The following is an 11,568-nucleotide window of genomic DNA, read 5'->3' as shown; positions in this document are numbered from 1 at the left end:
TTCGTGACCAATCGCAACGATGCGCCCGAGGCGTTGTGGCGCGATTACAACCAGCGCGCGCGAATCGAGCAGCGCATATGCGAACTCAAGGACGATCTGGCGGCGGACAGTTTTTGCCGGCGGGAGTTTTTTGCGACGGAGGCGGCGTTTCGCTCTGTGCTGATGCTCTTCAACCTGCTCAGTGTGTGGCAGGGGGCGGCGTTGGGCGAAAAGCGCGAATACAAGCGTCCGGTGACGCTGCGCACGGAAGTGTTCCTGTGCGGAGCGGTGGGCGGGCGAAGCGGGCACAAGTATGTGCTGCACATGAGCAGCAGCTGGGGCGGGTTGGAAAAACGCAAGCCGATGATCGAACAAACATTGCGATGGTGCCGTTCAATCGCGCCGCGATTGGAACAGCCCGGTGAAAAACCAAGGAACATCCCCCCGGGCCTGCTGCAAAATTAATCTCCAATCGCGGTTTTCAGGTTCAAGGTAGGGCGAACCGTCTCGGTGAGTCGATAATGCGACCGGCTCACCGGGACGGTTCGCCCTACCTTCCGCTTCCGCCCACCACATACATGCGTGATTTTGCCTTTCAGGGATCATCTACGATCGCGCATCAGAAATGCGCCAGCAAACGATACAACACCAGCAGCCATAACCCATGGCGCAAACCGACGTCCCGCTTCTTTTGATATGCCTCCATCCTTCCAAAACCCGACCTTATGCACAGGCGGTGAAGGAGGTTCTTCCTCGGTCGCAAATGGTTTGAATAGCGCAAAACCAAATCCGCAGAAAAACATCCCGAGGGCAATCAATACAATTTGAATTTTTTCTCGGAGTAGCAGCATCTTCTGCAACATGTCATGAATTTGGTGTTTTCTTTATTTCGAACCATCGGTTTGGAACAAACAATAGCAGCACGAACATGATCATCGGCACAGCGACGACCCGCCGCCAGTCGGCCTGCTTTATACCGTGCTCGACCATTTCGTAGATAGCGAACCCTATAGCTGCACCGAGCGCCATTAGAATTTTCGTTTTCATAGTGCCAATACTTGCTTTGCTGATCAGCGCTATTGAGCCAAGTTCGTTTTTGGGATTGCGGGGGACATGGCAAGAATTGTTTGCTTATCATCATGGGTGTCAATGGCGGAACCTTTTGGGTTGGTGGCAACCGCTCTGCCTCAAAACGCGCTAGTTTGCTTGTAGGGGCGCACCTCGCGTATCCGGGTTTCGAATTCATCGGCGAATGGTGTTCGTCCGCGTTGCCGCCTTTATGTCAAAAGGCAAGACCTCGGCTGCTCCGCTGCAACGCATGGTTAGACCGTTCCACCGTGATAATATGGATTCTTGATAAATTCATCGCACCAATTCCGAAAGTATCCGAACACAAATTCGCGATGCGCCCACTGCGAAGTGTCCACAAATCCGAACCACTCGCGCTCCTCCTCAACTGCTGATAGACTGGGGCGCTTGTCCTGAAGGTAGCTCAAAATATCCTCGACATGCTGCCGAAGACGAGCCACGCGGCTGGTGGCAGGCTTAGATGCACGAACACCAGCCAGCGCTTCTGAAACATGCGGCATCAAATAGCTGCCAGAGCCGTCGATAAGCTCCCAGCTCATCGCGAGCAAAATCATCAAGCAGCCGGACTGCACGAACTCCAACCTCTCTCCGTCCAAGTCTTCGAGACTCAACATCTCCCAATACGGCAGAGAATACACATCTCCGTAGTAAAGGTCGCCCATGACATGCGAATAGTGTGCTTGCTGCTGATAGAACAAACAGATGTCAGCCTCCAGCTTCTGGAGCGCTACCCAATCGCGGTTTGGACTCGGTGCGTGCAAGTCCTGAAACTGCCAATTGATTTTGGGGTGGTCTGGCATAGCGGCCTAACGTTAAATCTGAGCCACGCGCAGGCAAGTGCTTTCGTAGGTCGGACAAACAGTCTTTCGCATACGCGGGCGCACGTAAAGTGCGCCCCTGCGAATTGCGTGCGCGTGTCGTTTCACCACGCGCTTACACGATCTTCAACTTCGGCAGATCCTGGCCGTCGATCACGCCGACGGGGCGGGCTTTTTTGTCAACCACGATGAGGTCGTCGATTTTGTGTTTTTCGAAAAGGCGCATGGCCTCGACGCCCAGGGCGTTTTCGTCGATGACCTTCGGCGTGCGCGTCATGAACTTGGAGACGGGCTTGGACAGGAAATTGTTGCCGGTGAGCGCGGCGCGGCGGAAATCGCCGTCGGTGAGGATGCCCGCGAGCTTTTTTGTCCTCGGGTCGATGATCGCGATGCAGCCGGACTTGGCGGCGGTCATGGCGAGTATGGATTCCTGAAGCGTGCCGTCGGCCGTGATGAGCGGGAGGCGGTCGCCGGTGCGCATGATGTCCTTCACCTTGAGGAGCAGCAGGCGTCCGAGATTTCCGGCGGGATGGCGCAGGGCGAAATCCTCGCGCGTGAAGCCGCGTGTTTCGAGGAGCACCATGGCGAGCGCGTCGCCGAGGGCCATGGCCGCGGTGGTGCTGGCGGTGGGGGCGAGCTCGAGCGGGCAGGCTTCGCGGGGCACGCGATAGAGCAGGCGGCAGTCGGCGTGGCGCGCGATGTCGGAGTCTGCAAAACTGGTGAGCGCGAGGATTTTCAGGCCGAAGCGTTTCAGGGCGGGAATGATGCGGAGGATTTCCTCGGACTGGCCGGAGTTGCTGATGAGGAAGGCCGTGTCGCCCTCGGCGCAGATGCCGAAATCGCCGTGGAGCGCCTGCGTGGGATCGAGGAAGCAGGAGACGATGCCGGTGCTGTTGAAAGTGCCCGCGAGTTTTTGGGCGATGTGCGCGGATTTGCCCACGCCGGAGAAGACGAGCTTGCCGCCGTTCGCGGCGGTATCGCCCACCATGCGGGCGCAGACGGCGAACTCCTCATCGAGTGCGGCGGCGGTTGCCTTGAGGGCGTCCATTTCGGTGCGGATGCAGGCGCGGGCTCGGGATAGGGCGGTTTTTGTGGAAAGTGTCATTGATTTGAATTGTCTCTGCCGGTTTGTTGCAAAAATTACGAAGGAGTTTATTGTCGTTCAAATCCTTTTCCGTCTAGCTTTTCAAGATGAGATCCCGCCGGTCCCTGTTTTCCGTGTTTTTTTGCCTGTGCGCCGCGCTGCTTTTGGCGGCGGGATGCTGGCGCGCGGAGAGCACCGCGGAAGTGGCGGAGGTTGACGATCCGGATTACAGAAAGGCGAAGGAAATGGTCAGGCAGGGGCGCACGTCGGAGGCGCTGGCCGCGTATGACCGGGTGCTCGTCAAGCGCGGGCTCAACAAGGCGCCGGAGACGCACCTGGACATGGCGATCATTTACCAGCAGCAGGTGCGCGACTACCTGACGGCGATTTATCATTATCAAAAATACATGGCCATAATGCGGAACTCGCCGCAGCGCGCGATGATCGAGCAGCGGATCGACGCGGCAAAGCGCGACTACATGAGCACGCTGCCCGGACGGCCCTCGCTGGATTTGTCCGGGGCGTCCCCGGATTACGCCGAGACAATCAACCGGCTTCGCGCGCAAAACGAACGCCTGCGCGCCGACCTCGCCGTGGCGCAAGCGGCGGCGGCGCGCGTTCCCATAAACACGAGCCAGCAGACAACGGGGCGCGTCGTGGCGGCGGAGAATCCGATCGTCGTCACATCGCGGAACACGCAGTTTTCCCAAGCCGCTCCGGTCGCGACCCGGCAACCCGACGCGCAGCCCGCGGCCGTTTCGCAACCGGCGCCGCAGCCGCAACAGGCCGCGCCCGCGCGCCGGCACGTGGTGCGCCAGGGTGACAGTTTATACAACATCGCGAGGCAGCATTACGGCTCGGCGCGCAACGCGCAGGTGGACGCGATTGTGAACGCCAACCGCGACCAGCTCCAGTCGCGCAACACACCGTTGCGCGTGGGAATGGAGCTGCGCATTCCGTGAGACAGTTTTTTATCGCCAATCGGCGCCAACCAACATGAATGAATGCAAATGAACTCGAACAATCATAACGAAGGATTAAGCGCGGGAAAATGCGGGCGGGGCTTTATCCGCGCGGGTGTGCTGGCGCTTGTTGCGGCGGTGTGCGTGTTGATGGCGGGCTGCCAGTCGTTCCGCGCCTGGGGCGAATCGGGCAGCAGCTCGGGAACGACCGGCGGTGGAAGCCTTTCGATTCCGCTCGGGAAAAAGCGATAGTTGGGGCAATTGAGCACAGAGGCCGGACACCCTGTCCGGAACCTGTTTTTTCACCGTTTCCCGCCCACTTTTCGCTCTTGCCATGACTTCCCGTGAACGATTTCTCGCCGCGTGCGCCTCGCAACCGTTGTCGCGCCCGCCAGTGTGGGTGATGCGGCAGGCGGGGCGTTATCTGCCGGAATACCGCGAGCTGAAGGCGCGTTCGTCGTTTCTTGAAATGGTGCGCACGCCGGAGTTGGCGGCGGAGGTCACCTTGCAGCCGATGAAACGGTTTCCGGGGCTGGACGCGGCGATTTTGTTTTCCGACATCCTGGTGATTCCCGAGGCGCTCGGGCAGGCGTATGCGTTTCGCGAGGGCGGGGGAATTGAAATGGCGCGGCGGATCGGGTCGCGAGCGGACATTGACGCGCTTGCGCCGGCGGAGGCCGTGCCCGAGCGGCTTGCGTATGTGGACGGCGCGCTGCGTTTGCTCAAGGGCGAGCTGGCGTCGGACGGCAAGGCGCTGCTCGGTTTCGGCGGTTCGCCGTGGACGCTGGCGGCGTATATGCTCGAGGGCGGAAGCTCGGACGATTTTGCGCGCGCGAAGCAGCTTTATTACACGGACCGCGGCGCGTTTGAGGCGCTGATGCGCAAGCTCACGGACGCGTTGATCGCGTATTTCCGGATGCAGGTCGCGGCGGGGGCGGACGCGATCCAGATTTTCGACTCGTGGGGCGGAATCATCGCGGCGCATGACTACGAATATGTATCCTTAAAATGGATACGCGAGATCGCGTCGGCGCTGCCCGAGGATTTTCCGGTGATTTTGTATGCCAGGGGCGCGGCGGCGCAGCATGGCGCGCAGGCGAAGTCGGGTGTTCGCGTGTTGAGCGTGGACTGGACGGTGAACCTGGCGGCGCTGCGGCGCGGATTGCCGGCGGGCGTGGCGCTACAGGGCAACCTTGATCCGGCGCTGATGCAAATGACGCCGGAGATTGTGCGCGACGAGGCGGTGCGCTTGCTGTGCTCGATGCGCGGGTTGCCGGGCGGGCATATTTTCAACCTGGGGCATGGCATCACGCCGTCCGCCAAAATCGAGTGCATGCACGCGCTGGTGGACGCGGTTGTTGAATTCGGGGAGGACGGGGGAAAGGCTGAAGGGCTGAAAGACTGAAGGGCTGAAGCGTGGGAGGGGAAATAAAAAAGCGCGCCGGGAATTCCGGCGCGCTTTTTGTTTGAGTGTGGTTGCGTGCGCTGGGTGTTCGCTTAGCGGGAGAGCCAGCCGCCGTCCACGGCGAGGGTGTGGCCGTTGATGTAGTCGGAGGCGGGCGAGGCGAGAAACACGACCGTCGTCATGAGGTCCTCGGGCGTGCCCCAGCGTCCGGCGGGGATGCGGTCGAGGATCGCCTTGTTGCGCTCCGGGTTCTCGCGGATCGGGCGCGTGTTTTCCGTGGCGATGTAGCCGGGGGCGATCGCGTTGGCGCAGATTTTGTGCGGGGCCAGTTCGTTGGCCATGAGCATCGTGAGACTCTTGATGCCGCCTTTCGACGCCGCGTAGCCGGGCACGAGGATGCCGCCCTGGAACGAGAGCATCGAGGCGATGTTGATGATCTTGCCGCCCTGGCCTTGCGCGACCATCTGCTTGGCGACGGCCTGGCTGAGGAAGAAGGGCGTGGAGAGGTTGATCGCGATGACGTCGTTCCAGTTTTTCGCGCTGTGCTCGGTGAAGGGTTCGCGGCGGATGATGCCGGCGTTGTTCACGAGGATGTCAACGCGGCCGAGTTTTTGCACGACTTCGGCGACGATGCCGGGGGCGGCTTCGTCTCCCTTGGAGAGGTCGGCGGTGATGCTGACGCTCTTGCGGTCGAGGGCGGCGACTTTTGCGGCGGTTTCATCCATCGGGATGACGTCAACGAGCGCCACGTCCGCGCCGGCTTCGGCGAGGGCGAGGGCGTAGCCTTGGCCAATGCCGCGGCCAGCGCCGGTGACGATGGCGACTTTTCCGTCGAGTTTGAAGAGATCGAGTAATTTGCTCATTTGATTATTGATTGTTTTGGTTGGCGATTGGGTGAGGGAAGACTCAGCGCATGTCCTTGATTTCGACGGCGTCCATGTCCTCGAACTTTTGGTTGTCGCCGCCCATGGCCCAGACGAAGCGGTAGGCGGCGGTGCCGCAGCCGGAGTGGATTGACCAGCCGGGGGAGAGGACGACGTCGCGGTCCTGCACCATGATGTTGCGGGTGCGGTTGGGCTCGCCCATGAGGTGCACGACCATCTGGTCCTGCGGCACGTCGAAATAGAGATAGACTTCGGTGCGGCGGCTGTGGACGTGCGAGGGCATGGTGTTCCAGACGCTGCCGGTTTCGAGCGTGGTGCAGCCCATGACGAGCTGGCAGCTCTTGATGCCGCCCTCGAGCTGGTGAATGTAACGGCGGATGACGCGCTTGTTGGCGTTGACCGGGTCGCCGATGGGCGGGGTCTTGATGTCCTCGCCGCGGAGAACGGCGGTCGGATGCTTCATGTGGGCGGGCGTGCTGATGCAGTAGAACTGGGTGTCGCCGGAGAAGGTGACGTCCTGCTCGCCGAGGCCGATGTAGAGGCAGTCGAGGTGGCCGAGCTCGTATTTGTTGCCGCCGACGGTGACGGTGCCGGGCGTGGCGGTGATGTTGAGGATGCCGATTTCGCGGCGCTCGAGGAAGTAGGACGAGCCGATTTCCTTGTAGTTGCCGAGCTTGAGGGGCGCGCCGGCGGGCTGCACGCCGACGACGACCATGCGGTCGAGGTCCGTGTAGTGGGCGATGATCTGGCCGGGCTGGAAAATGCCCTGGATGAGATAGGTGTCACGGAGCTGCTCCGTGGTCATGCTGTTGGTGGTGTCCGGGCTGGCGGAATAGTGGAGTTTCATGGCTTTGTTGTTATGGTTTATGTTTGTGAGTTTACTGGTTTAAAATCGGAAGGCTTTAAGTAAAGGGTCGACGCAATCAGTCAGTTCGATTTTGCAATGACCGCGGGGAAAACGCGGCGCAAAAGCATGACCGCGAACGGAGGGGCGGCGAAGGACTTCATGATTGTGATCAACATGAACACGGATAGTTATGGGAAGGTGAAAACGGACACGAGCAACATGCGCTTCCAAGCCAATGCCGGTTGCCCGAAAAAACCAAGCGCGAAAAACGCGCGGCAGGCCGGTGCTACTTTCCGCTGAGCATGTCCTTGGCGCTGTCGAGCGTGCGTTTTTCCTCGTCGGTCAGCGAGGCGAATCCCTGGCTGTTGATCTTGTCGAGAATGCGGTCGACCTCGGCGCGCAGATCGGCGCGGCTGGTGATGTTGACCGTGTATTTGGGCGCGACGACCGCGGCGGGCTTTTTCTTTTTCCGGAGCCATTCGGGCAGCGCGGACTCGCGGGCTGCCTCGCTCCTGCGCCAGGCCCGCTTGTGGATGAGGAAATAATAACAGACCGCCACGATTATGCCGCCGACGTGCGCCGAGTAGGCGACGGAAATGTCGGTGTGCCTGCCGGGGATTTCGAGAAACAACAGGCCGCAGAGGTCGAGCGTGGCGGCGGCGATGGCCAGGTATTTCGGGCGGATGGAAACCGGTATGATGAAGAACAGCAAAACCGTGATTTTGTTGTTCGGATAAAAGCACGCGAAGAGAATCAGCAGCGCGAGCGAGATGCTGCTCGCGCCGATGAGCGTATAATACTGGTGGTGGAAATTGACGGCGAGCCACATCAGCCCGCCGCCCGCCGCCGCCGCGACGCAGAACCAGGCGAAGCGTTTGTTGCCAAGCAGCGGAAGCACCTCGCGCCCCATGAAGTAAATCGTGATGCCGTTCACGAGCAGGTGCAGCCAGTTGCCGTGAAGCAATGTGTAGGTGACGAGCGTCCAGACGCGACCCTTGACGAACAGGCCCGGCACAAGCGCGGCGGCCTGTGTGAACGCGCCCTCCCCGCCGGGCACGAGCCGCTCAAAAACCGATTGTATGATAAAGCCCGCGCCGATCGCGCACAACAGCCACACCAGCGTGCTGGTTTGCTGGCGGTTGTTCCTGTGGTTGTCGCGAACGTATGATCTGTCTGAGAATGCCATCGGAAAGTGAATCGCTGTCTTGGCGGAGAGGTTGCAAAACTTGCCCGATAAGCCGGCAAACACAAGCACTCGTCCGTGAAAATTTGCGGGCGCAAGCGCGTGTTTTTGCGCCCACGGGAGAAATGAGCTAACTTGACAGCGCGAAGTTTTCGTTTTGTTTGCCTGTCATCATGGCAAACAAAGACGATAAATGGCCCTCCAATGTTCCCGGTAAATTCTATGTCGACCAGCAATGCATCGACTGCGACCTGTGCCGCGAGACGGCTCCCGCGTTTTTCGCGCGCAGCGACGAGGGCGGATACTCCTACGTGCAAGCGCAGCCGGCGACCGAGGAAGACACGGCGCTGTGCATGGAAGCCCTCGAGGGCTGCCCGGTCGAGGCCATCGGCAACGACGGCGAATAAGCGCGCGACAAGTCCCTCTTATTTTTCTCGAAGCCACCGATAAGATCGGTGGCTTTTTTGTAGGTTGCGCAAAGCCGGATGACGAGGCAGATTGCCACCAAAAATCAACCCGGCCCCAATCATGCACTGTCATAAAGCACACATCGGTTTCGGCGTTTTGTTGCTGGCGGGTTTTGTTCTGGCGGGATGTTCGAAAAAGGCGGTTGAGGGAAACCCATATTGGACATCGCCGGATGAGGAAGTAGAGATAAGCTTCGCTCAAGAGCCACTGGTCATTCAGTTTTCAAAGGATCCTGTTGTGTATATCTCGCATATACCGGCAAATCGCGTATTGACGGAAATCGAACAGGAAAAAGGCGTCATCGTTAAACCATCAATCGTTGAGGACATTCCTTCGCGTATCGAAGCATTCAAGCGCGAACAAGAAAGAGCGAATGCGCATCCCTCCGTCGTCATTGATGGAGATTATTATGCAACGTGCGGCGCCATTCTTGATGCTATCGAAACTGCCAAACGCGCGCACATTAAGGATATTCGTTTTGATACAGGAGTGTGGCGTGAATCCGGCATGGCATTCAGGTCGTCCGAAGGATGCATCCCTCTCAAATATTTTGAATTTCCAAAGGGTTTAAAACCTCCTGCGAAATTTGCGAGGAACACCATCACGATTACGCTACAATATAATGAAAGAATCGGATGGAACGGCACCGAAATATCCGGGGATGAGTTTGTTCAAAAGATACATGAAGCCACACTCATGATCGGTCCTGAAAATATTTTCCCTGTGGTTGTCGTCGATGCTGACATGCCATTTCCATCTCTGGCTTATGTGCTCGATCAAATACGCCGGTGCGGCATCTGGAGAGTGACGATACAACCGCGCAATCCTGACGCATCACGCTCGTAGGGACGGTATTTTGCGTGTGCCCCTACATTTCCGGCTGCGCGGGGATTTGGTCGGGGTGTTTTTCGAAATACTTTTTTAGCACGTAGCCCGCGATGGGTGCGGCTTTGGCTCCGCCGCCGAGTTCTTCGCCGGGGATGTTGCCTTCGAGAACCACGGCGATTGCGATGCTCGGGTTTTCCGCGGGCGCGAAACCTATGAACCACGCGAGGTTGATGATGCCGCGCTTGCCATCCACCCACACTTCGCGCTGCGCGGTGCCGGTTTTTCCGGCGATGTCGAGATAACCAAGGTTGAGCGCCTTGAAGCGCGGATTGGTGAGCATCCGGCCGGAGCCGGTTTTCATGGTCTCGCGCATCGCATCGACGAGCGCGTGGCGCTGTTCGGGCGTCAGCCCGATGGGTTCGGTGCGCTGGCGCGTGCGGTTGGGGTCGTGCAATATCGTGGGCGTGGTGCGGGTTTCGTCGCGCGCAACCGAGGCGGCGAAACCCGCCATCTCCAGGGGCGTGACGGTGATTTCGCTTTGACCGATTGCCAGCGTGACGGTGTCGCCGCCGGTCCATGGCAGGCCGCGCGCGCGGCGCTGGATCGGGTCGGGTATGTTACCCTTGCCCTCGCTGGGAAGCTCGATGCCGGTGCGTTGGTCGAGCCCGAAGCGGCGCGCTTCGTCGGCGATGGGTTGCGCGCCGAGGACGAGGCTTTCGCGATAAAAAAAGATGTTGCAGCTCTTGGCGATCGCGTCGCGAAAACTCATTTCGCCGCGCATGCTGTGGTTGTTGCAGACAAAGTTCCGGTTGCCGACGCGGAGTATGCCGTCGCAATAATACTCGGTGTCCGGCTTGAGCACGTTGTGCCGGAATCCGGCGATGGCATCTATGATTTTGAATGTGGAGCCGGGTTGATAACCGCCGGCGATGGCGAGGTTGAACCACGCGCGCTGCGTGTTCATCTTGTCCACCGTTTCCTGGCTGAGGCGCGGGAAAAAGTCGTTGGGGTTGTAGCCGGGGTTGCTGGCAAGCGCGAGGACTTCGCCGGTGAGCACGTCGAGCGCGACCACGGCGCCGCGATAACCGTCGTTGTCGATGTCGCCGAGTTGCGCCTCGGCGACTTTTTGAAGGTCGATGTCGAGGCTGGTGACGATGCTTTGTCCCTGGACGGCACGCTGGTGCTCGAGCGGGGGCTCGATACGGTAGCCCGCGGGATCGACGCGGTAGATGGTATAGCCGGGCTTGCCCTGGAGGTGTTCGTTGAATCTTAGCTCGAGCCCGTCGCGTCCCGTGGTGCCTCGCATTTTGAAGGTGGTCAGGTTTTCGCCGGGGAAGCCCTCGGCGTCGAGGTCGTCGCTGGAGCGGATATAGCCGAGCACGTGCGCGGCGGCGCTGCCGTGCGGATAATAACGGATGCTGCTGGCGGTGAGCCGGAGCGGAGAGTTGACGGGCAGTTGCTCGGCGAGGCGCGCGTATTCGCCGGATGTGAGGTCGTCGATCAGCGTGTAGGGGATGAGCAACTGCTGGTTGAAATGGCGCTGGAAACGCGTGGCGTTCACCGTCTCGTCGCGTCCGGTGATTTCGTTTATCCGGTCGAGGTAGCGTTGCATGACCGCGTAGCGCGCAATGATCCAAAGCTGCCTGGACGAGGGTATGTTTTTGTCGTCCGCCTCGCGGTAGTTGCGGCGCGTGATGAGGTAGGCGCGGCGAAACTCGGCGCGGAGTTCGTCAAGGTTTATGGTGACGGCGTAGCGGGCGAGGTTGCCGACGAGCAGGCGGCCTTCGCGATCGTAGATGTTGCCGCGCGGCCCGGGTGTGAGGATGCGGCGCAGGCTTTGGATTTTTTCGCTTTCCGCGTATTCGTTGGCCTTGAAAAGCTGCTGGTAGGCGAACCCGATGGCGACGATGAGCAGGAGGACGCCGATGGCGGGATAAAAAATGATGATGCGTTTGTCGTAGGTTTTGTGGGCCTCAACGAGCGTGCCGGAGCGCGGGTCTGTCTTGTCGGGCGGCTGCATT

At 59.8% G+C, this 11,568-nt stretch carries 14 protein-coding genes and 1 pseudogene; 7 read left to right on the top strand and 8 right to left on the bottom strand.

What is annotated here, in order from left to right; all coding sequences use genetic code 11:
- Positions 1 to 444: pseudogene (locus M2447_RS11980) on the top strand (hypothetical protein); the annotation flags it as partial.
- Between the two features lie 137 nt (positions 445 to 581).
- Here the strand turns inward: M2447_RS11980 and M2447_RS11975 are convergent.
- The 4 genes from M2447_RS11975 to M2447_RS11960 all read right to left on the bottom strand — a co-directional run bounded on the left by M2447_RS11975 (position 582) and on the right by M2447_RS11960 (position 2,991).
- Entirely contained in the window at positions 582 to 842 is a 261-nt protein-coding gene (locus tag M2447_RS11975) for a hypothetical protein (protein WP_277510807.1), read from the bottom strand.
- Position 843: 1 nt separating this feature from the next.
- Positions 844 to 1,026, bottom strand: coding sequence for a hypothetical protein (locus tag M2447_RS11970; protein WP_277510805.1), 183 nt, complete (start codon positions 1,024 to 1,026; stop codon positions 844 to 846).
- Between the two features lie 275 nt (positions 1,027 to 1,301).
- Positions 1,302 to 1,868, bottom strand: a complete 567-nt coding sequence (locus tag M2447_RS11965) for a hypothetical protein (RefSeq protein WP_277510803.1) — start codon at positions 1,866 to 1,868, stop codon at positions 1,302 to 1,304.
- 133 nt (positions 1,869 to 2,001) lie between these two features.
- On the bottom strand, positions 2,002 to 2,991 hold the full coding sequence (locus tag M2447_RS11960) for a KpsF/GutQ family sugar-phosphate isomerase (RefSeq protein ID WP_277558796.1): 990 nt from the start codon (positions 2,989 to 2,991) through the stop codon (positions 2,002 to 2,004).
- An 86-nt stretch (positions 2,992 to 3,077) separates the two neighbouring features.
- Here M2447_RS11960 and M2447_RS11955 point away from each other — a divergent pair, with 86 nt between their 5' ends.
- From M2447_RS11955 to hemE, 3 genes are all read left to right on the top strand, one after another.
- Positions 3,078 to 3,932: a LysM peptidoglycan-binding domain-containing protein gene (locus M2447_RS11955; protein ID WP_277558795.1), complete on the top strand. Its 855-nt coding sequence runs from the start codon at positions 3,078 to 3,080 to the stop codon at positions 3,930 to 3,932.
- A 117-nt stretch (positions 3,933 to 4,049) separates the two neighbouring features.
- Positions 4,050 to 4,184 carry a hypothetical protein gene (locus tag M2447_RS11950; protein WP_277558794.1) on the top strand — a complete coding sequence of 45 codons (135 nt, stop codon included), beginning with the start codon at positions 4,050 to 4,052 and terminating at the stop codon, positions 4,182 to 4,184.
- A gap of 82 nt (positions 4,185 to 4,266) precedes the next feature.
- Entirely contained in the window at positions 4,267 to 5,337 is a 1,071-nt protein-coding gene (gene hemE, locus M2447_RS11945; protein ID WP_277558793.1) for a uroporphyrinogen decarboxylase, read from the top strand.
- 92 nt (positions 5,338 to 5,429) lie between these two features.
- On the opposite strand, the gene kduD is transcribed toward hemE, so the two are convergent.
- Together kduD and kduI are read right to left on the bottom strand one after the other, a co-directional pair.
- Positions 5,430 to 6,200, bottom strand: coding sequence for a 2-dehydro-3-deoxy-D-gluconate 5-dehydrogenase KduD (kduD, locus tag M2447_RS11940; RefSeq protein WP_277558792.1), 771 nt, complete (start codon positions 6,198 to 6,200; stop codon positions 5,430 to 5,432).
- 43 nt (positions 6,201 to 6,243) lie between these two features.
- Positions 6,244 to 7,068, bottom strand: a complete 825-nt coding sequence (kduI, locus tag M2447_RS11935) for a 5-dehydro-4-deoxy-D-glucuronate isomerase (protein ID WP_277558791.1) — start codon at positions 7,066 to 7,068, stop codon at positions 6,244 to 6,246.
- A gap of 126 nt (positions 7,069 to 7,194) precedes the next feature.
- Here kduI and M2447_RS11930 point away from each other — a divergent pair, with 126 nt between their 5' ends.
- A complete protein-coding gene (locus M2447_RS11930; protein ID WP_277558790.1) occupies positions 7,195 to 7,368 on the top strand; it encodes a hypothetical protein in 174 nt (57 codons plus the stop codon).
- Here the strand turns inward: M2447_RS11930 and M2447_RS11925 are convergent.
- On the bottom strand, positions 7,355 to 8,254 hold the full coding sequence (locus M2447_RS11925) for a rhomboid family intramembrane serine protease (protein ID WP_277558789.1): 900 nt from the start codon (positions 8,252 to 8,254) through the stop codon (positions 7,355 to 7,357). The two genes, M2447_RS11930 and M2447_RS11925, sit on opposite strands and share 14 nt — an antisense overlap.
- Positions 8,255 to 8,424: 170 nt before the next feature.
- Between M2447_RS11925 and M2447_RS11920 the strand changes: the two genes are divergently transcribed.
- On the top strand, positions 8,425 to 8,658 hold the full coding sequence (locus tag M2447_RS11920; protein WP_108824775.1) for a ferredoxin: 234 nt from the start codon (positions 8,425 to 8,427) through the stop codon (positions 8,656 to 8,658).
- Positions 8,659 to 8,779: 121 nt separating this feature from the next.
- Positions 8,780 to 9,565, top strand: a complete 786-nt coding sequence (locus M2447_RS11915) for a hypothetical protein (RefSeq protein ID WP_277558788.1) — start codon at positions 8,780 to 8,782, stop codon at positions 9,563 to 9,565.
- A 22-nt stretch (positions 9,566 to 9,587) separates the two neighbouring features.
- Here the strand turns inward: M2447_RS11915 and M2447_RS11910 are convergent, their stop codons facing one another.
- Entirely contained in the window at positions 9,588 to 11,567 is a 1,980-nt protein-coding gene (locus tag M2447_RS11910) for a penicillin-binding transpeptidase domain-containing protein (RefSeq protein WP_277558787.1), read from the bottom strand.
- Between the last annotated feature and the right edge of the window lies 1 nt (position 11,568).

The sequence above is a fragment of the Ereboglobus sp. PH5-10 genome (assembly GCF_029504735.1).
In the GTDB taxonomy this organism is placed as follows: Bacteria; Verrucomicrobiota; Verrucomicrobiia; order Opitutales; family Opitutaceae; genus Ereboglobus.
This window is presented reverse-complemented; position numbering and strand designations above follow the sequence as displayed.

What these genes read in the sequence shown, in the direction of transcription:
- M2447_RS11975 (WP_277510807.1), bottom strand. Translation starts at nt 842, where the DNA reads ATGTTGCAGAAGATGCTGCTACTCCGAGAAAAAATTCAAATTGTATTG.
- M2447_RS11970 (WP_277510805.1), bottom strand. Translation starts at nt 1,026, where the DNA reads ATGAAAACGAAAATTCTAATGGCGCTCGGTGCAGCTATAGGGTTCGCT.
- M2447_RS11965 (WP_277510803.1), bottom strand. Translation starts at nt 1,868, where the DNA reads ATGCCAGACCACCCCAAAATCAATTGGCAGTTTCAGGACTTGCACGCA.
- M2447_RS11960 (WP_277558796.1), bottom strand. Translation starts at nt 2,991, where the DNA reads ATGACACTTTCCACAAAAACCGCCCTATCCCGAGCCCGCGCCTGCATC.
- M2447_RS11955 (WP_277558795.1), top strand. Translation starts at nt 3,078, where the DNA reads ATGAGATCCCGCCGGTCCCTGTTTTCCGTGTTTTTTTGCCTGTGCGCC.
- hemE (WP_277558793.1), top strand. Translation starts at nt 4,267, where the DNA reads ATGACTTCCCGTGAACGATTTCTCGCCGCGTGCGCCTCGCAACCGTTG.
- kduD (WP_277558792.1), bottom strand. Translation starts at nt 6,200, where the DNA reads ATGAGCAAATTACTCGATCTCTTCAAACTCGACGGAAAAGTCGCCATC.
- kduI (WP_277558791.1), bottom strand. Translation starts at nt 7,068, where the DNA reads ATGAAACTCCACTATTCCGCCAGCCCGGACACCACCAACAGCATGACC.
- M2447_RS11930 (WP_277558790.1), top strand. Translation starts at nt 7,195, where the DNA reads ATGACCGCGAACGGAGGGGCGGCGAAGGACTTCATGATTGTGATCAAC.
- M2447_RS11925 (WP_277558789.1), bottom strand. Translation starts at nt 8,254, where the DNA reads ATGGCATTCTCAGACAGATCATACGTTCGCGACAACCACAGGAACAAC.
- M2447_RS11920 (WP_108824775.1), top strand. Translation starts at nt 8,425, where the DNA reads ATGGCAAACAAAGACGATAAATGGCCCTCCAATGTTCCCGGTAAATTC.
- M2447_RS11915 (WP_277558788.1), top strand. Translation starts at nt 8,780, where the DNA reads ATGCACTGTCATAAAGCACACATCGGTTTCGGCGTTTTGTTGCTGGCG.
- M2447_RS11910 (WP_277558787.1), bottom strand. Translation starts at nt 11,567, where the DNA reads ATGCAGCCGCCCGACAAGACAGACCCGCGCTCCGGCACGCTCGTTGAG.